Here is a 19,407-nt window from a genome sequence, read left to right on the forward strand (position 1 = left end):
TTTGCCTTTATTTGCATATCAAAAAGCGGCATTATAGGGATCGGTTCCTCGCTAATCCGCCCCAATGCTAACAAATTAAGCCTTAAATTGAACCTAAAAAACACTGAGAACTTAATATTCTTAGTGTTTTCTAATAACTCGTATTTAATTTAGTCTGCATCCAAATCCACAAAGTTGTTGTATTTCATATACTTGTAGTGAATTCGCATGTTTGACACTTCAAATGGGGTCCCATCATCCAAGAAAAAAATCCCGCTCATCACACCGACTGGTTCAGTTGGCTTCAGCGATAGCAATTCCTGATCCTTGTCGTCCGAAGGCTCGGCTTCAACGGTCATGAATGATTTGGTGACTGAGACGTGTTTGTTGTCTTCCAAATAATTAAAAATCGAACCTGATACAACCGTTGTTGACAGTTCTGGCATTATCTTAATTGGAATAAACCCTGTCTCAATCATCACTGGTTGTTGATCAAGTGATCGCAGACGTTTAATTTGATACACAAAATCATCGGCGTTCAAGAATAGATCCTGCTGTAATTCTGGTGTTGCCGGAATCACTTGAAAGTCGAGTAACTTAATGCTCGGCTTCTTGCCATCCACTCTCATTGAATCCGTAACCCCAAGATTCCGTCCTTCGTAACTGAAAACAGCCTGATTTTTAATGTACAATGGGTTCACAAACGTACCAGACCCACGCTTTTTAAAAATAATTCCCTGTTGCGCCAGTACATTAAGTGCTCGCTTAACAGATGAACGGCTCACCTCGTATGATTCACTCAAACTCCGCTCGTCAGGCAGCCGTTTATCTGGAAACTGATTATCGTTAATGCGACGTTTTAAGTCTTGCATTACATTTTTATAAACTAAGTCTGCCATCTCGACGCAAGGTTCCTTTCTCTTGTATACTACTCATTGAGAGTATACCAGAAAAATATTGGTCCGGCCAATTGTGTTTTAGGTTCGTACCAATTTTTAATCTCTTGGAGGTCCAATTTAATGGCTAAGAAAAAAAGAATTCAGAAAACCCTCGTCGAAAAAATCTTAGATAAGGCGAAGATTCCATACAAACAAATAGAGTTTGCCACCCACCAAGCTGGAGACGTTGCTCAACTGGATGTTGATCACGAAGATTATGATGAGCACAATATCTATAAAACACTGGTTCTAACCGGCAACGTGACTGGTTCACTGGTCGGTGTTGTTCCGCTTGACACCCACCTGAGTTATAAAAAGTTGGCGGCAGCTTCTGGTAACAAAAAAGTTGGCATGGTGCCATTGAAAGACTTGCTAAACACCACTGGATATGAACATGGCGCTAATACGCCAATCGGTATCTGGGAAAAATACCAATATCCCATTTACTTCGACACGGTTGCACAAGAGCAAGGTGAAATCGTCGTTTCATCAGGAAAAATTGGCCGTTCTGTTCAGGTCGATGCTACGGCTGTCGCAGAATTAGTTCACGGTACATTTACCGATTTAGAGGAAGAATAGGAATAACTTAATGTCATTTAGCACGTTAGGTCAGCAGATTTTAATCAGTCTGCTGACCATCTTCTTTTACGGGTTAGCACTACCGCTTTTGTTTAGTTGGGTGCTAACACTGATCAATCGAAATACCAAACAACAGCTCGCCACTTACTATGGTATGAACGCTCAAGTCTACCTAGGATTCCTTGGTATCATCGTTCACGAGTCTAGCCATTTAATCATGGCATTATTATTTGGTCATAAAATTACTGGTTTGAGGCTGATTAAATTTGCCCATCCGGACAGACAAGCCACTGATCCAGAAGCGTTAACCCTCGGCTATGTCAATCACCGCTGGAACAGTGGCAACAGTTACCAAACGATGGGAAACTTTTTTATCGGCTTTGCACCAATTATCGGCGTCAGTGCCGTTATTTTCGGACTCACCGCTTGGCTATGGCCAACGATGTTCCACAACTGGGTAATGTTTGCAATGCACCCCAGTCTTAACAATCTGTTTCAACCGGCAACAGCCGATGGTAATCTATTAGTCAACGCGGGACGTTGGCTAATCTGGGCAGTATTAGTAACGAATCTTAGCGTTGGTGGGTTTGATCTCAGCAGTGCTGACTTACGAAATTCCGGTGCAGGCGTCTCGTCCTACATCGTGCTCCTCGGCTTAATTGGCTTAAGTGCAGGCGTCTTAACCAGCACATTTACAGAGTGGTCTCGTGCCCACCTGGTGCCCGTCTTCTTTGCACTTAGTCTGGTTGTTGTGCTTTCAGCAGTCGTAAATTTAGTAACTCGTTGGTTAACTAAAGATAAATAAAATGATTCTTCTACCAAAACTAAAAACACGCTGATTTCCAGAAAATGGAAATCAGCGTGTTTTTAGTCTCTGGTCAGTTACACTTCAAAAGGTTAGGCTTCGCCGTTCCACTCTTGTTTGAATTCACGTAAAAAATCAAGCATCACCCGTTGGCGTTGTTCTGCCATTTTTCTTGCGGTAACCGTATTCATCTGGTCTTTAATAAGCAACAACTTTTCATAGAAGTGGTTAATCGTGGTGCCATCCGCTTTGCGGTATTCTGCCTTGGTCATATCGTGACGAGGTTCAATCTCCGGATCATACAGTACCCGGTCATGATGTCCACCATAGGTCAATGTCCGAGCAATCCCAATCGCACCAATGGCATCCATGCGATCGGCATCTTGAACAATTTGACCAGCCGGACTCAGCGCCTGATGTTGCCCAAGATTTTTGCTGAATGACATGTGATCAATAATTGCAAAAATAGCCGCTACATTGTCCTCATTCACATCCCAGCTTGAAAGTTGTTCTTTCAACGCCGCGTGGGCGGCCTCAGGATCTTCAACAAGCTTATCATCAATAACATCGTGCAAATAGGCCGCTGCTAAAACAATAAAACGTTGTCCTGTTTGTTCGATTAATTCAATTCGATCCGCTAACTTTGCGACCCGTTCTAAATGGAAAAAATCATGTCCCGAACGATCGCTACCAAGTTGCTGACGTGCGTAAGACTCAATTTTATCCAATTGTGTTTGCTCTGCTGGGGTCAGTCCCTCTGCCATACTGTCGCCTACTTTTCGCGAATAAAATCGCGTAATTTTTTGATGGTGCCACGCGAAAAATTCAACTCGTCACCGTTACTCATCGTAACATGCCCCAACGTAAAGTTGACGGTCTGAATATGTTCTGTATTCAGAATATAACTTTGAAAGCCATTAAAAAAATTGTCTGCTGTCAGATGACTAGCTAATTCATGAATACTGCCATTCACCTCGTAACGGTTATTTGTCGTGACGACCGTAACTTTTTTCAACCGACGCACCTTTTCAATATATAACAGATCATCTTGGCGCAACCGAATTAAAAAACCACCGTTCTTGATTTCTAAATAAGCCGGCTGGTTCGGATGGACCTGATTCAAATGATCCTGAATCGTCACTAAAATTTGGCGAAGCTGAGGTTTAAACTTCTCAGCATCAAACATAAATTCCTTGGAAAGAAATCCTGTAGGCATGGTCATCGACGTGATTGTTTCAAACGCACGATCCTCACGAATAGAGACATAGACAATATAGCCTAAGGGGTCCACCTCGCGAATTCGTCGAGCCAGTTCAATACCATCAACCGCCGCATTAAGCTGAATGTCCAAGAAATAAATGTTTGGGCCCGGATGGTCAGTGGACATGACCCAGTCAAGTAAACAGTCGAAATAATATAAATTAACTTGCTTTGCGAACGGTCTGATTCCGATATTCATTCGGAGTCAGGCCGTTTAGTGTTTCTTGCGGACGACCATTGTTATACCAGTCGATCCCAGCGTCGACTAAGGCGACAAGTTCTTTGAACGTGCCGGCCGGTCGTAGATCAAACCATTCATCTTTGATATGACTCCAAAAGGTTTCCATGGCGCCATTATCAATAGGTTTACCACCACGAGACATACTGTGTGTGATGTGATGTTGACGTAATTCTAAGTCATAGATTCGAGCTGTATACGCAGAACCACGGTCAGTATGTAACAGTGGTTCTGCGTCTGGGCAAGTTTCTAAGGCCCGGTGTAATGTGATAGTCACAGCCGCCGCTGTTTCTGTGTCACTAAGATTATAGGCAATGATTGAATGGTCATAGAGGTCTTTAATGGCACTTAGTTTCACTTTGTTAAGGGTATCTATGCCGTACTGTAATTCAGTGCAGTCGGTAACCCATCGTTGGTTTGGTTCGTTAGCGGAAAACTTACGGTCAAGGATGTTTGCGGTAATGACTTCAGCTTTCTGGGACTTACGGTCAACCTTCGCTTTACGAATTGAAGCGGTCATGCCGTGAGCATCCATCAAGCGATACACACGCTTGCGATTAACGTGAAACTCAGTTTCACGGTTAATCAGCCGTGTCATTCGTTGTGAGCCATAGATGCCATAGTCACGAGCTTCACGTTCTTCAATGAACTGCCAAATGACTTCATTATCAAGCTCACGTTGATTAGGCTTTCGGTGTGTCCATTTGTAATAGGCGGCGCGCTTGATACCTGTAAGGGCACAAAGCTGTTCGATGACATAAGGTTTGTGCGTTCGTGGATTAGTTTGTTCAGACAATTCCTGAATCGCCTGATAACGTTCGATTCGGGTTACTGGGTGTAACCAATCTATTGATTCCTCCTTTGAATCTCCCGTAATTTTTTTGCCAAATCTTCACGTGTTTCTAAGAAGTCATTGCGCTCTTCCAGCTCTTTGATGCGCAACTCTAAACGCTCTTTTTCGCTTAGCTCCTCAGGTTCACGATTTAGTCGCTTTCCACGACGATCCTGAAGCGCATTAATCCCATCCTTCTCGTATTTACGTACCCATGTGTAAACCTGTTGATAGGACACGTTAAAATGATTGGCAGTTGTGTGATAATCCTTCTCATGAGCGAGGGCATATTGTGCGATTTCAATACGTTCTTGATAGCTGGTGGTTCGACCTTGTTTCATATGGGTTGTTTGTCCTTTACTAGTGGCTTTGATTTCCTTGCCATTAGTATACTGATTTACCCACCTTCGTAAAACAGAAGTAGAACTAATCTGATACTTTTTAACGATATCTAGTTGAGACAGTCCATTGACTAAGCGATCATGAACTGCGGCATTCTTTGTATCTTGCGAATACCGTTTCCATTCATGACTTGGTTCAAGCGCTTTAAAATCTTCTAATTGTTCAAGGTCAAGCCACTTTTTAAGTGTTACAAATGCGATTCCAAAGTCCTTGGTGAATGCCCTCATGCTTTTGCCTGAGTGTTTGAACTGATAAAGAGTGTCTAGCTTTTGTTCAAGACTATACGAACGTCCTTGTTTTTCCATACAAAAATCCCCTTAGAAATAGATAGACGATTTATTATTTCGTCTGTCTACTCTAAGGGGACAATAACACAGCCAATGTTGCTAACACTTTTTCCGGTCGCCCTTCACTTTCAATCGGAATGTCCATATTTAATTCTTTAAGTTCGTTTTCAAGGCAAGTTGTCAGCCATAGTCGTTCCTTTAAATTATCTTCACAAACGTAAAGAATCATGACGATTTCTCCTTTGTTTACCTTGTTTACATCCCAACAATCGTGCTTACGTTTATCGGGCCTCGTTATTTTTTACGTTGCCAATAAACTCTTAAATCAATATACGTTGTATCGCCACCAACTTGTCTTCATTTTATCAACTGAAAACTATTCATCATTCTAAAAAAGCGAACATTAGTTCAAAAACGTCTAAACTATCGTTGCTCATATCATTTGCCGATACGATTACTGGCCTACTGCGGACCAATGACCTCTAACGCTCTGATCACATCGTCAAGTAAACTTTGTTACTACGATTCTAACGAAAAAGCGTCGCCGCCGAACCGGCACTTGAAGGTAGCTCCTAAAAGACTACTTCCACACGGTCGTGACAACGCAAATAAATTTTCTGATTTGTCATGCTAAATGCTGTCCCGCAATTGATTGTAATGCACCCGCCCGCTCAAATGCGCACGGCAAACCCATTTTAATCAATTTGCGTCCCAAATTATCAGCAGACTGTCAGTTGTTCGTCAATTTAATTAATGAATTTGTATCACACGTCTTTTATTTAAGCTGAGACGGCCGATATTCTGACTATTTTGTCATCTGCAAAATTTTAAAATTGACACCCCCAGAATAGCACTCTACACTGACAGCGACAGGATATTTAACCTGCAAATTGACAAGTCTTCCAACTGCAATTTCATCTGCCTAAAGGGGGCATTGAACCATGCAATTATCCCCAGTAATTCACGTATCTCATCTTCAAAAACGATTTGGTAAATTTCAAGCATTACACGATGTCTCGTTTGACGTACAACCTGGTGAAGTATTTGGGTTTATTGGTCCAAACGGAGCCGGAAAATCAACAACAATTCGCACATTACTTGGTCTATTAAGAGCAACAGGTGGTACGGCCACCATTTTTGGGAAGGACGTTTTTCGCGACGCGGTCAGTATTCATAAAAATATCGCCTATGTTCCTGGCGACGTTTATTTGTGGCCTAATCTTACAGGCGGCGAAATTATCGACCTATTTCTCCGGCTCAGTCGCCAGCAACATTCTAAACGAACGGATGATTTAATTAAGGCGTTTGGACTCGATATCGGTAAGAAAGCACGCACCTATTCCAAGGGGAATCGGCAGAAAGTTGCCCTGATTGCTGCCTTATCGCAAAGGGCCGATTTATATATCTTCGACGAGCCAACATCTGGCCTCGACCCGCTCAATGAGCAGGTTTTCCAGGACGAAGTAAAAGCCTTAAAGGCGGCTGGCAAAGCAATTTTGCTATCTAGCCATATTTTGTCGGAAGTTGAACAAATGTGTGATCGTATTGGTATCATCCGTGAAGGTCAAATTATTGAAACAGGTACGCTCACGGAAATGCAACACTTGACCCGCACGCAGATTTCAGTGACTACTAAAACGCCATTGACCGACTTAAGCAATCAACCTGGTGTTCATCAACTCAAACAAACTAATCCAACTACTGCAATTTTTGCGGCCGATTCAGACGCCATGACTGCAATTACTCAATACTTAGCCGATCATCAAATTCTAGCGTTACGAAGCACCCCGCCAACTTTAGAGGATCTATTTTTACGCTATTATGGTCGTGAAAATGAGCAGCCTGTGAACTCAACGACGGGAGATGGTCCTGATGCCTAAGCAACCGTTCTTTCAAGCAGGCCAAATCTTACGAATCAATCTTCAGCGCGATTGGCTTAAGTTGTTGATTTGGCTGATTGCGCTAGGAGGTTTATTCGCAAGTATTGCAGCCAAGTTCAATAACCTATACGGAAGCAAAATCGCCATTGAAAAAATTACTGCCACGTTAAACACACCGGCAATGATTTCACTTTTTGGGCGTCTCCCCCATGGCCCGTACAGTTCCGCTGATGTCTTTGCCGGCGAGATGACGGTTTTTATGGCCATTTTCGGAGTCATTATGAACTATTCATTAGCCATTGCACTGACACGTGGTGACGAAGATAGCGGTGTGACGGAACTGGTATCAGCGCGCTACGTCGGCCCTTATGCCACTATGATGGCAGCAATTAGTGAATTAGTGGTTGCAAACGGCCTGTTAGCGCTACTTTACGCAGGCGGCCTGCAAATTGCTGGTTTAAATGGCACTAATACGGGTGGCAACCTTGTTCTTGGTGTCAGCCTTGGACTCAGTGGTCTGATGTTTGGTCTGCTTGCTATCGTTTGTGCACAACTAACATCTAGTAGCCGTGCTGCAACAAGTCTTGCTTACCTACTCTTTGGCATTGTCTACCTTGGGCGCATGTTAACCGATGTTTCACATCCCCGCTACACATGGCTTTCTCCACTTGGTTGGGTAGAAAAGTTGCAAACGTACCGCAACAACAATTGGCTTCCGGCCATGTTAATGCTGCTCACTATCGTTGTTTTCATGGTTCTCGCAATCATGCTTCGAGCGCGCCGGGATCTTAACGCAGGTATTTTGGCCACCCGGCCTGGTCGGAGGCATGCCAGCCCTTTTCTTCGCGGGCCAATTTCACTAGTGGGCCGGTTGGAGCGCAATACTATCCTAGCTTGGGTAATCGGTCTCTTTATTTTTGGCGCGATGTACGGTTCCGTTTTTAACACCGTCGCTGACATTCTCAAGTCGAATCCAATTACGGTAAAACTGTTAGCTGATCCTCATACTGCCGCGTTAGCCACTACTCAAGTTTTAAAATCATTTATTGCCCTGCTAATGATCATTTTCACTGTTTGTGCAATCATTCCCGGTCTACAAATTATTTATCGAATCGCCACGGATGAGCAACGGGGAATGCTTGAAATGCTGCATGCCCGGCCCGTTTCCCGTCTCCGGCTTAGCGTGGTTCTCAGTCTTTGGGGCATCGTCATCAGTTTATTAGCGCTTGTGGCAGCTGTCGGTGGTTTGGCCGTTGCAGCGAACATGGTGTTAGACCACCCCTTGGCTAACAAACTATTTATTCATGGCTTGCTCGCCAACATCTCGCCGCTACTCATTTTCTTAGGTGCCGGTGCGTTACTCGTTGGTTGGCTGCCTAAACTACGCAGTCTTGTTTGGCTCTACCTTGGTGCAACCTTTGTGATGAACTACTTCGGTCGCTTATTTGATTTACCTGAGTGGGCAACCAAATTGTCACCATTTGGATTCATTGGTCATGTGCCCGCTTCGTCGCTGAACTGGTCTGTATTCTGGTGGCAAACTGGGATAGCCGCGGTTTTATTTGTTGTTGGACTGATCGGATATCAGTTGCGTGATCTGAACAGTGCCAACTAACTATAAAAAGTTAAAAGCTGCAACTCATTGTTAATAAACCTTCAACTCTATGTTGAACACAAAAACGCTTCATCCCGTCGTCACAACAAAATGACGGGATGAAGCGTTTTAGACTAGCACAATGTCCATATATCTATCGTTAATCAATACCTAGTCAACAATTATTCTTGTGGCAATTGATAGGTCAAATATTGATCGAGAAATTGCTTAACATGCTGTTGATAGGCTGCCGGATTAATCCAAAAGCTTTCAGCGTGCGTTGCATCCTTCACGACCCATTTTTCCTTTGGTCCCTGAGTCGCATCGTAATTAGCCGCCAGCATTTCAGCAGGAACGAAAATATCTTTTTCACCATGAATGAAGAAAATTGGCCGGCGATTACGTTTGAGTTGCTCAGCCGATGAAACCTGCGTCAGGCTAAACCCTTGTTTGCGCTGATTAATCGCGTTCACCGCTGGCAAAAACGGGTATTTTGGTAAATGGAAATTTCGTTTGAGCAAGTACACCAACTCGTCATCAATGCTGGAATAGCCACAATCCGCAATGATACAACGCACTTGCTCTGGGAGGACTTCCCCACTCATCATCTCAACCGTGGCACCGCCCATTGATACACCAAATAAGACGATCCGCGCATCCTGACCAGTGTCTTCGATAACGCGCTGAATCCAATCCAAATAATCCAAGCGGTCCAGCCAGCCAAACGTAATGTAGCGACCAGCAGACCGGCCATGCGCCCGATCATCAGGCAATAATACGTTATAACCTAACTCGTGAAACATTTTCGCGTAGTTGGCCATCGTCTCGCCGTTGCCCTTGTAACCGTGTGAAATGATCACCGTGTCCGTCGTTTGTACATCTGCTGCTAAATAAGTAGCTGCCAATTTATGCGCGGCATCATCCTCGTGCAAATGCCAAACCTGCGTTGGCTGATTACGTAACCAGTCAACATAACCGTAGTAGGCATCCGCGTATTTCTGTTTCTCTTTCGAAGTTTCAGGAACCTTGTTTACGCGGTTGAAGGCATACCGATACAGTTGTTCTGAAATGCCGGCAACACCCGTTGCAATCACAAATGGCGCTGCCAAACTAACCATTGTTCTCTTTTTCACTGTCAATCTCCAATCCCTGAACGCAGCACCATTGTCGTTTGCACACTACTTTGACGAATGCTTGTGCCTGCCGAGCCAGCAGTAACTGATTAATACGGCCAGTACACAGGTAATCACACTACTAAGCCAGCTTGCCAATACCTGATTCCAAGTGCTCCAATAGCCCGCGCTCACTAAACTAAATACTGATATTAATTGCAATTGTTGCGACCAGTCAAACATTAACCGTCCAACAGCAATAAAAATAGTTAACCCAAATGTCGCTGCTAGTGTCCACCACATTGTCGCCATACGGCTTACCTTATAAATACCAATGACCTCATAGATCACCTGGCCACTTAATATCAGTGGGAACAGACCTAACTGCATTCGCCAGTACTGGCGCCACGGGAAGACAATGTTATGTCCTAAAAATAATGTTCCAGTAGTTAGTAATATCACCTGATTAACGACCATCAGTGCTATATCAACACAAAGCGTCATTAAAAAGAGGTTTTGCCAGCGTTGTTTGCCCGTCACATTGCCATTTTTCTTTTTTGCCATGCTAATTAAAATGCCGGATACAACCCATGATAAAAAGAACACAAAAACACGTGTTTGCGCTAATATTGGCACAACTGTTGCGAACTCAACGCCGTGTAATGACGCGAGCCAACCGGTGAGCCCAAGTGGCAATAGGATGTCACAAACGCATAGTAGCCAAACTAAACGATTGCGTTTTAATTGCTTCATCACAGTGGTCATTGTTGTCACAATCTGCCTCCGGCCCTTTTACTAACAATTTATCAGTAAATGGCGTATAATTTTTTGTTGGACTTTAATCATTTTGAATGATTGGTTCAATCTATTTTAGCGCTAACGCACCTGACTGTGCCAACTTCACAATTGACTGAGGCAGTCACTGTCCTCGTTAGCGTCACTTATCTATTTCATTGTCAAAACGATTTTTATGACTGTTTACATAAACGTTGTTCACAAGGAGGCTTTTTCGTGTCCAATTCATCATCCGAATTTAAAGTGGTCGATGCCAATGGCAAACCCTATAACCGTTTGCTTCTCATCATCACAATGCTTATCGGGACGTTTAGCACATTTATCGTGCAGACGACCCTTACCACCGCATTTCCAACTCTAATGCGCACGTTCAATATCGATGCCGATTCCGTTCAATGGTTGACCACTGGATTCATGCTAGCGATGGGCATCACCATCCCTATTTCCGCATTTCTGTTGCAACGTTACAGTTCCAAGGCACTGTACTTAACCGCGATGGCCATTTTCTTTGTCGGTACCTTTATTTGTATGATTGCGCCAACATTTGGCGTGCTTCTAGCCGGCCGTTTGATTGAAGCCGTTGCCGTTGGTATCACCGCGCCAACGTTTCAAACAACAATGCTGACAATCTTCCCGCCTGAACGTCGTGGGTCGGCCATGGGCTTAGCCGGAATTGTTATCGGATTAGCGCCTGCCATCGGACCTACCCTGTCTGGGTGGTTATTGCTCAATTACTCTTGGCGAGCATTGTTCGTCGTCATTTTGCCATTCCCAGTCATCGTCTTCACCCTTGCTATCTTCACCATGCGTAAGATTTTTCCAACAAAGAAAACCAGTGCGGATTGGGTGTCAGTCGCACTGTCCACAATCGGTTTTGGGAGCATGCTTTACGCATTCAGTAGTGTCGGATCCAGCTCGTGGACGGCGCCGAAAGTGTACATCACCTTAATTATCGGCTTTATTTTCGTTGGCTTATTCATTTGGCGGTCACTGACGATCGAAAATCCGCTACTGCAATTACGGGTGTTCAAATCACCAATTTACACCCTGTCCGTCATTGAAGTAGCCGTTGTTAACATGGCCATGATGGGCGCCGAAATGGTGGTGCCGCTCTATATTCAAACAGTTCGCGGTGAATCAGCCTTTCACTCTGGATTGATTCTGTTGCCCGGAGCGTTAATGATGGGTATCATGAGTCCCATTACCGGTCGCATATTCGACCGCATTGGAGCCCGCCGTTTGGCAATCACCGGGATGTTCTTACTGACGATTGGAACAGCATTCTTCGTCACATTGACGGAAACAACCCCGATCATCTTCGTTACCATCCTGTACACCATCCGAATGTTTGGGATCTCAATGGTCATGATGCCAGTGACGACAACCGGGATGAACGCCCTACCGTTAAGCCTCATGAGTCACGGAACCTCTGTTAACAACACTGGACGTCAGGTCTTCTCGTCAATGGGAACGGCCATCCTCATTTCTGTATTAACAAACGTGACCAACTCTAATATGCCAGCTAAATCGTTGCTGCACAGTACACCACTCACCTACGGTACACACGCATTATCCGCAACGCTGGCAGGTTATCATGCAGCCTTCCTCACTGCAACGATCTTTGCATTAATTGGTCTCGTGCTAGCCTTCCGCATCAAACCGGGTAACTTAAGGAGGCGTGGATAATGGTCATTATCGTATTAATTATTGCAACACTTGGGTTATTTTGGGCCGTCGTGCTTCTCAATGGTCATCAATTACGCCGCTGGCTAATTGGCGGTTTTCTGATTTTATTCTTGGGCATGATTGGTTTACTGATAGCAAACGACAATTTTCAGTACGGCATGGTAAAGACTCATCAACGAACGACATCAACGTTGGTCTCCAGTATTCCGAACCAACCCGCTAGTGTGCCTAATGTCCTTCTCTATCAGCCATTAGGAAATGGCACAGAAAAGGTCTATCTGTACCGGACCAACACGTCGCAAGCCAAACCGCAGGCAGTGCCAACTAAGCATGTCAGTTCCAAACTAAAAATAGCGACGAGCGATCAAGCAACTTTAACCGTAACCACCTCTCGTTGGCAATATCGTAACGATTGGCAACATGCGCTGTTTGCATTTTCTGGCGAACAAAACCGTGTTGCCCACCGTGATTACACGTTCCGTTTGCCACAAACGTGGTTAAGTCTTAGCACCACTGAGGCCAAACAACTTGCCAAGATTATGAAATCACCTGTCCGACAACAAGCGATTAAAACAAAGGTTACTGAGCAGGTAGCTAAGGCAGTTAAACAAGATCCTAAAATGTCGGCTTCACAACGTTCTGCATTAATTCAGAAAACGACAATCGTCGTGCTTAAAGCACAACTAAAATAAAAATCATTTAAAAAGAGTGGCGGCTTAGCCTAACTAACGGATTGATAAACTGTTAGTTACGTTAAGTTGCCACTCTTTTCTTATTCTTTTTGGAATCTCTGCGATAAGTTCTGCTGGAAACGACTACAACGTTCCCATAGCCGCTAGTTCCACCAAGTTTTGATCCGGATCACGAACATACAACGATGTCATCGTCCCCCTTGCACCATGGCGAACCACAGGGCCAGTTTCGATAATTAAATGTTGCTGATCTGCCCATGTGACTAAGGTCTTCGGTGTCTTATCCGTCATGAGACAAAAATCACTGCTACCAAACGTCGGGTGCGCAGCTACCGGCAAATGAGGGTGCGCTTGTATCTGGAGATTAATTTTCTGATTTGAAGACAGTCGAATCGCTGTCCGACCGTCTTCAAATTGTTCGGTGGTCAATCCTAACCGATCCCGATAAAATTTCACGCTCCGATCAATACTGGCCACCGTAAGGACAAAATGATCAATTTCAAACGCACTCATTTTTTATCAGCTTTCTTACGGCTACCAGCACTCTTTTTAGTGTTGGAAATATTATCTTTCTTATTGCCAATTTTTCCTTTAGCCCGCAACTGATCAAGATGTTCATACAAAATGCCTTCACGAACCCCATTTTCTGAGAAAATGACGCGGCCGGCATCCAAGAATCGCATAATTGTGACAATTGGCGTAATCCCTGCTGCAATAATATCCGCGCGATCTTTTGAGAGACCAGGAATAGCCTTTCGCTCCGCCAAATTATGTTCAATAATTTCCGCATAAACATTGTCAACTTCGGAAACACTCATGCGAAAACCGTGAATATCCTCAAAATCAGCCACATTCTTTTGCTTTCGCCGAATCTTTGCCAAAGTTCGGTTTGACCCGCCCAATGCGACGAGGGGCAAATTCTGCCCCCGTTGAAGCCACCACAGTCCATTAAACAATCGCTGAACAGCCGTTGACAGTCTAAATAAGTCAACTGCGGCGAGCTGATCCAAGCCGTGCTTTAAAAAGGTTTCTGACAAGTTAACTGATCCGAAAGGCAAACTCACTAAATTTTGTTCTCGTCCATTTTGAACCAAAACCAATTCACAAGAAGCCCCACCAGTATCCATAATGACGCAGTTAGTCACGGGTAACGTATTGATCACCCCTAGGTAGTCATAATGGGCCTCTTCCGTGCCAGAAATCACTTCAATGTTTAATCCATGAACCTCTGAGCGAACCCGATCTAAAAACACTTTCTGGTTGGATGCATTCCGGACTGCCGCCGTTGCCACAGCTTTTAACGTGAGGTTTGGGAGTTGTGAATACTCTTCATAAAAGCCCTTCAGTGCTTCAATAGTTCGATCCATGGGGGCTTGTTGTAATGCGCCAGACTGCCCCATGTCTTCTGACAAACGGACAAACTGTTTGCTCATTTGGCTACGTTTAAAACTACCATCGTCGTTGATTTCCGTAACTGTCATGCGACACGAATTGGAGCCTAGATCAATGACCGCAAAATTTTCCACAATTACCCTCCTTGTCAAACTCGTTCAACGTTTAATCTCAAACTACTCGTCATCAGAATCATCGTCATCTGTGGTGGTTTCATCCAATGGTCGCATCAGCGGCACGAATGGCGTCTGCGGTTGACTGGTTGCTAACTTAGCATCTGCCTGTGATTTGCGAGCAGCCTCTTTGATTAAGCTATCTTGAACATCTAATGGTGCTAAGCCACGTCGATCCACCTTTTGCCACGTACCATCTGCATGCAACACACGCGTTTTGACATTATCATGCCACATTTGATCATAAATGTGACCCACCCGTTCTTTAATGTCATCCTGGAGGATGGGGAAGAGTAGTTCTACCCGACGGCTAATATTACGTGTCATCAGATCAGCTGATGATAAGTACAATTGATGCTCGCCATTCGCATAAAAGTCATAGATACGGCTGTGTTCCAGTAAGCGGCCAACGATAGAATGAACGGTAATGTTATCAGATACACCAGGCACACCAACTTTTAAACATACAATGCCGCGGACAATCAGGCTTATCTTAACGCCAGCGGCCGAGGCGTCATACAATTTCTCAATCATGCCCTTGTCGGACAGTGAATTCATCTTCATCTTGATGGCCGCCGGTAAACCAGCCTTAGCGTTAGCAATTTCATCATCAATGCGATCATACAAAAAGCCACGTAACGTCGTCGGCGCAATGGCCACCCGTTCAAAATGATCAGGCTCACTAAAACCGGACAACATGTTAAAAATATTTGAAGCGTCAATGCCCATCAATGGATCCGCTGTAAACAGCCCCATGTCAGTATACAAGTGCGCCGTCACATCGTTGTAGTTCCCCGTCGCCATGTGCATGTATCGTTTGATGCCATCGGGTTCCTGACGAACGACTAACAGTAACTTGCAGTGCGTCTTTAAACCAACTAGTCCATAAATAACATGACAACCTTCGCGTTCGAGCATTTGCGCCCACTTCACGTTATTTTCTTCATCGAACCGTGCTTTCAATTCCACAAGCACGGTAACTTGTTTCCCATTACGTGCGGCCTGCGCCAAGTACTTAATGATTGGTGATTGTGAAGAAACCCGGTACAGCGTCATTTTAATGGCTAGCGTGTCTGGATCCGTCGCCGCTTCATGCACAAACTTTACGACTGGATCGAAACTATCATACGGATGTTGAACGAAGATATCGCGTTTTTTAATTTCGTCAAACAAGTTATCCTGTCGCAACGCTGGTTGAATATAACCGGTGAACGACGGATACATCAATTCACTGTGCCCTTTCACCTGCTTAACTAGCTTGCTCAAGAAACGTAGATCGATGGGACCTTTAATGTCATAAACGTCCTTTTCTCGCGTCTGCAAATCGTGAATCAGTTGTTTTCTCAACTGTTTGGACATGTCAGCTTCGATTTCCAAACGCATAACTTGTGTATGATCACGGACAGCTAGTTCATGTTCAACTTCCTTTAGCAAGTCGCTGGCATCTTCTTCGGTTACGTCAAAGTCCATATCTCGAATAACTCGGTACGCACGAGCTTCTTTCACTTTAAAGCCAGAAAATAGTTCACCTAAAAAGTGCTTGATGACTTCTTCTAACAAGATAAACTCATTCGTGCCAGGCAAACTGACCACTCGGTTAAATGTATCCGGTACCTGAATCGTCGCAAAACGATGTTCCTTTTTGCCGCTTTCTTCATCTTTAGTGTTCTTAACCAACCGTAAGGCAATGTTTAAGGTATTGTTGCTAATAAACGGAAATGGTCGAGAAACATCCACTGCCATTGGCGTCAGCACTGGGTACAACACTTCACGGAAATACTGCGTCAAGAAACTGACTTGAGCAGAATTCAACTCGTCATACTGACGCAAATGAATGCCAATTGTTTCCATCTGGGGCACGATCGAACGATTTAACGTACTGTATTGTTTCTCAACCAATTGGTGAACCTTTTCACTGATTGCTTCCAGCTGTTCACTAGGTTGCATCCCCGACACATCTGGTTTGGTGTAATTAACATCCTCCATCTTACGCAGTGAGGCTACACGAACCATGAAAAACTCATCCAGGTTACTTTGAGTAATCCCAATAAACCGCGCTCGTTCCAGTAACGGATTGTTTTTATCACGCGCCTCTTCCAATACACGGTCGTCGAAGTCAACCCAACTTAGCTCACGGTTGACATATAAACTTGGATCTGAAAAATCCATCCTTATCCCTCCTGTTGGTTCGACTCTCATACATGCTTGCTTATTTGATTCACACTAAACGCCTGTCGTTTCATCGCTATTAACCAACACCAGTAATCTACACTAAAATCGACCAGTTCTTCTCAAAATCGGCGTCATGCCGTAAACCTCTTCAAAGAATTTACGTTTGCCATTGAAAGTCCAAGTCTCCAACTCAATGTCATCATTAGCGGTGGCATGGATGATAATTTCTGGCTTCTTGATGGAAACGCTGATTTTAGAAATCTTATGCAGGCGACTGTCATCTAGCGCATCTGCCAAACGTAAAATAGCCGCCAACTTAACCATCACTAACCGATTATCCATTGTGATGTTAAAACGGCTCAAATCAGCCGATACCGTTTCAGAACTGTGATACCGGGCAATGGCTGCCACCTCGACCTGTTCATCAGCGCGCAAGCCCAACATTTCGGAGTGATTGATAATGTACTCGGAATGAAAAGCATGTTGCGTACTGTCAATGAATAGACCACTGTCTTGCAAAATAGCGGCCAACTGAAGTAACAGGCGCTCACGGGAACCCAACCCATGAATCTTTTTCAAGCGGTCAAACAACTGAGTTGCAAATAACACGACAGACTGTTGGTGCCGCTCGTCGACGTGAAATCTACGAGCCAACTCATAAGCGGCCCCCAACATAACCTGACTAACTGCATCGGTATTCCGCGGGTGTTTCTTCCGACTCATTTCTTCATCTACGACACAGCCATCGATCACTTTAAAGTCAGTTAAGTGAATAGACTTTGTGTGCAAATGATTGAAGACCTCATCCAGTAATAGAAAGAGTGGTAACACCTCATTAACTTGATCAGCCGGCAGATTGTTTTGATTCAACATGTCCTGTGGTGTCATTTGTACAACTGACTGGAATTGTTTATCAAAATCTTTGCGACTTAACTGAACGTACCGTTTTCCCTTAGGGATGAGATTCTCCAACAAATTCAGCTTGGAACCCATCAAAATCACCTTATCAAACGGCTCATCGGGTAAGTACTGATAGAGACTCACTAGCTTTGAATGCAAATAATCGCTAAGAACTTCCTGATAGGATTCCACTTTATGCTCCAAATTTTGCAACTGGGTCGCAACTTGAAGCGGACCTAGGAACAACTCCCGGGTTAGCGTTAAATGTCCATCAACAAACATCATGAAATGCACCATACTGGCACCAACCTGCATCAACACGGTTCGACCACTAATGAGCTCGTTGAAATTTGGCAACAACTGCGCTGCTTCATAAGAAAACAGCGATTCCTCATTGACCGTCATAAAATGCAAGGTCACGCCCGTCATGATGTAGATGTGATCACGAATGTAATCAATGTTCTCCGCTCTGGTAATTGTATGTGAGGCCACCAGGCGATAATCCGTCACGTTATAGTCCTTCAGCAACTGTAAGAAACGCTGAAGAATCGTAACAACTTCGTCAGACCGTTCCGGGTCAATTCGTTTCCCCGCAAACAAATCGTTGCCTAGATGAATGGGTGCACTGACCCGCTCAATGACTGCCTGTCTCTTAACATCAACAATAATTAGCTGCATGTCCTGCGCGCTAATCACCATTGCGCCATATAAACTTCCTTTGGCCATGACATCCCCCTCTTGCTTATTTCACGCTTTTTTGTCCGTTTGCAAATGATTCAAAATTTCGTGTAACTGTTGCTTTTGCTCGTCGGTAACGGTTGGATATTCTGGCTTTAAGGCCGCCAATCTAGTCGTTAAAATATCCGAAACAACCATCCGTGAATTCCATTTAGAATCTGATGGAATGATGTACCACGGATTTTCCTTTGTAGCCGTGTGATTCAGCATATCTTCATAGGCTTTCTGGTAATCATCCCAAAAGGCACGTTCTTTAATGTCAGCTGCGGAAAATTTCCAGTTCTTATCAGGCACTTCAATGCGTTTTTCAAACCGACGCTTCTGTTCATCGCGCGAGTAATGAAGGAAAAATTTCACCATGATGAAACCATTGTGTTTTAAATATTCTTCATAGTGTGTGATGTCACGAAAACGTTGATTAAAAAAGTCGTCCGTGACGTCGCTAAGCTGATTAATACCAGGCAAATGCTGGCCCAACAGAATTTCCGGATGAACCCGGCTAATCAACACATCTTCATACTGAGAGCGATTGAAAATTTGAATACTGCCGCGACGTGGGAGTGCAGAAGAAATTCGCCATAGATAATCGTGGGCCAACTCATTACTTGTTGGTTGCTTGAAGCTCACAACTGATGTGCCTTCTGGATCTAGACCGCTCATCACGTGACGAATCATGCTGTCCTTGCCGGCTGCATCCATCCCCTGTAACAGCACGACTACACCATAGCTAGACTGTGCATATAAACGAGATTGAAGATCTGCCAGCTTAGTAATGTTATCAGCCAGCTGAGCCTTGATTTTATCCTTATCCGGTACCGGGCTTGGCAAACTGGTTGCTTGATTCTTTAAATGAAGCCGTTCGCTACCATCAAAACGATATTCACTTTCATAATTCATCCTACCCACTCCCAACTTTCTTGCTAAAATTCTGGGCAATTCTCTTGCTAACTTTA

At 44.2% G+C, this 19,407-nt stretch carries 19 protein-coding genes; 6 read left to right on the top strand and 13 right to left on the bottom strand.

The window, feature by feature from the left end; all coding sequences use genetic code 11:
- Positions 1–149: 149 nt before the first annotated feature.
- Entirely contained in the window at positions 150–878 is a 729-nt protein-coding gene (locus tag LROSL1_RS11595) for a GntR family transcriptional regulator (RefSeq protein WP_017261554.1), read from the bottom strand.
- 120 nt (positions 879–998) lie between these two features.
- Between LROSL1_RS11595 and LROSL1_RS11600 the strand changes: the two genes are divergently transcribed.
- Together LROSL1_RS11600 and LROSL1_RS11605 are read left to right on the top strand one after the other, a co-directional pair.
- Positions 999–1,496, top strand: coding sequence for an aminoacyl-tRNA deacylase (locus LROSL1_RS11600; RefSeq protein WP_178914668.1), 498 nt, complete (start codon positions 999–1,001; stop codon positions 1,494–1,496).
- 10 nt (positions 1,497–1,506) lie between these two features.
- Positions 1,507–2,301 (top strand): hypothetical protein, encoded by a 795-nt coding sequence (locus LROSL1_RS11605; protein WP_178914669.1) that lies wholly within the window; start codon positions 1,507–1,509, stop codon positions 2,299–2,301.
- A 92-nt stretch (positions 2,302–2,393) separates the two neighbouring features.
- Here LROSL1_RS11605 and LROSL1_RS11610 read toward each other — a convergent pair whose 3' ends face one another.
- From LROSL1_RS11610 to LROSL1_RS11630, 5 genes are read right to left on the bottom strand one after another with little or no spacing between them, the layout of a single operon-like run.
- On the bottom strand, positions 2,394–3,065 hold the full coding sequence (locus LROSL1_RS11610) for an HD domain-containing protein (protein ID WP_017261557.1): 672 nt from the start codon (positions 3,063–3,065) through the stop codon (positions 2,394–2,396).
- An 8-nt stretch (positions 3,066–3,073) separates the two neighbouring features.
- Positions 3,074–3,688 (bottom strand): LytR/AlgR family response regulator transcription factor, encoded by a 615-nt coding sequence (locus LROSL1_RS11615; protein ID WP_178914670.1) that lies wholly within the window; start codon positions 3,686–3,688, stop codon positions 3,074–3,076.
- Between the two features lie 34 nt (positions 3,689–3,722).
- Positions 3,723–4,595 carry an IS3 family transposase gene (locus LROSL1_RS11620; RefSeq protein ID WP_017260421.1) on the bottom strand — a complete coding sequence of 291 codons (873 nt, stop codon included), beginning with the start codon at positions 4,593–4,595 and terminating at the stop codon, positions 3,723–3,725.
- A 50-nt stretch (positions 4,596–4,645) separates the two neighbouring features.
- On the bottom strand, positions 4,646–5,338 hold the full coding sequence (locus LROSL1_RS11625) for a helix-turn-helix domain-containing protein (RefSeq protein WP_152323476.1): 693 nt from the start codon (positions 5,336–5,338) through the stop codon (positions 4,646–4,648).
- A 52-nt stretch (positions 5,339–5,390) separates the two neighbouring features.
- Entirely contained in the window at positions 5,391–5,549 is a 159-nt protein-coding gene (locus LROSL1_RS11630) for a hypothetical protein (protein ID WP_178914671.1), read from the bottom strand.
- Positions 5,550–6,261: 712 nt separating this feature from the next.
- Here LROSL1_RS11630 and LROSL1_RS11635 point away from each other — a divergent pair.
- Both LROSL1_RS11635 and LROSL1_RS11640 read left to right on the top strand, forming a co-directional pair.
- Entirely contained in the window at positions 6,262–7,200 is a 939-nt protein-coding gene (locus tag LROSL1_RS11635; protein ID WP_178914672.1) for an ABC transporter ATP-binding protein, read from the top strand.
- Positions 7,193–8,815 carry an ABC transporter permease gene (locus LROSL1_RS11640; protein WP_178914673.1) on the top strand — a complete coding sequence of 541 codons (1,623 nt, stop codon included), beginning with the start codon at positions 7,193–7,195 and terminating at the stop codon, positions 8,813–8,815. Before LROSL1_RS11635 ends, LROSL1_RS11640 begins: the two co-directional genes overlap by 8 nt.
- Before the next feature lie 161 nt (positions 8,816–8,976).
- On the opposite strand, the gene LROSL1_RS11645 is transcribed toward LROSL1_RS11640, so the two are convergent.
- A complete protein-coding gene (locus tag LROSL1_RS11645; RefSeq protein ID WP_225440585.1) occupies positions 8,977–9,912 on the bottom strand; it encodes an alpha/beta hydrolase in 936 nt (311 codons plus the stop codon).
- A gap of 60 nt (positions 9,913–9,972) precedes the next feature.
- A complete protein-coding gene (locus LROSL1_RS11650) occupies positions 9,973–10,680 on the bottom strand; it encodes a hypothetical protein (protein WP_178914675.1) in 708 nt (235 codons plus the stop codon).
- Positions 10,681–10,917: 237 nt separating this feature from the next.
- Between LROSL1_RS11650 and LROSL1_RS11655 the strand changes: the two genes are divergently transcribed.
- Together LROSL1_RS11655 and LROSL1_RS11660 are read left to right on the top strand one after the other, a co-directional pair.
- Positions 10,918–12,387 carry an MDR family MFS transporter gene (locus LROSL1_RS11655; RefSeq protein ID WP_178914676.1) on the top strand — a complete coding sequence of 490 codons (1,470 nt, stop codon included), beginning with the start codon at positions 10,918–10,920 and terminating at the stop codon, positions 12,385–12,387.
- Positions 12,387–13,079, top strand: a complete 693-nt coding sequence (locus tag LROSL1_RS11660; protein WP_178914677.1) for a DUF4811 domain-containing protein — start codon at positions 12,387–12,389, stop codon at positions 13,077–13,079. Before LROSL1_RS11655 ends, LROSL1_RS11660 begins: the two co-directional genes overlap by 1 nt.
- Before the next feature lie 123 nt (positions 13,080–13,202).
- On the opposite strand, the gene LROSL1_RS11665 is transcribed toward LROSL1_RS11660, so the two are convergent.
- The 5 genes from LROSL1_RS11665 to LROSL1_RS11685 all read right to left on the bottom strand — a co-directional run bounded on the left by LROSL1_RS11665 (position 13,203) and on the right by LROSL1_RS11685 (position 19,351).
- Complete coding sequence (locus tag LROSL1_RS11665; protein ID WP_178914678.1) at positions 13,203–13,592, bottom strand: VOC family protein; 390 nt, start codon at positions 13,590–13,592, stop codon at positions 13,203–13,205.
- The gene (locus tag LROSL1_RS11670; protein ID WP_225440586.1) at positions 13,589–14,608 is read right to left on the bottom strand and encodes a Ppx/GppA family phosphatase; all 1,020 of its coding nucleotides are present in this window, start codon (positions 14,606–14,608) and stop codon (positions 13,589–13,591) included. Before LROSL1_RS11670 ends, LROSL1_RS11665 begins: the two co-directional genes overlap by 4 nt.
- A 39-nt stretch (positions 14,609–14,647) precedes the next feature.
- Positions 14,648–16,813 carry an RNA degradosome polyphosphate kinase gene (locus tag LROSL1_RS11675; RefSeq protein ID WP_178914680.1) on the bottom strand — a complete coding sequence of 722 codons (2,166 nt, stop codon included), beginning with the start codon at positions 16,811–16,813 and terminating at the stop codon, positions 14,648–14,650.
- 102 nt (positions 16,814–16,915) lie between these two features.
- Positions 16,916–18,442 carry a Ppx/GppA phosphatase family protein gene (locus tag LROSL1_RS11680; RefSeq protein WP_017261568.1) on the bottom strand — a complete coding sequence of 509 codons (1,527 nt, stop codon included), beginning with the start codon at positions 18,440–18,442 and terminating at the stop codon, positions 16,916–16,918.
- A gap of 21 nt (positions 18,443–18,463) precedes the next feature.
- Positions 18,464–19,351, bottom strand: coding sequence for a polyphosphate kinase 2 family protein (locus LROSL1_RS11685; protein WP_161004436.1), 888 nt, complete (start codon positions 19,349–19,351; stop codon positions 18,464–18,466).
- Positions 19,352–19,407: the final 56 nt, after the last annotated feature.

The sequence above is a fragment of the Furfurilactobacillus rossiae genome, from assembly GCF_013394005.1.
In the GTDB taxonomy this organism is placed as follows: domain Bacteria; phylum Bacillota; class Bacilli; order Lactobacillales; family Lactobacillaceae; genus Furfurilactobacillus; species Furfurilactobacillus rossiae.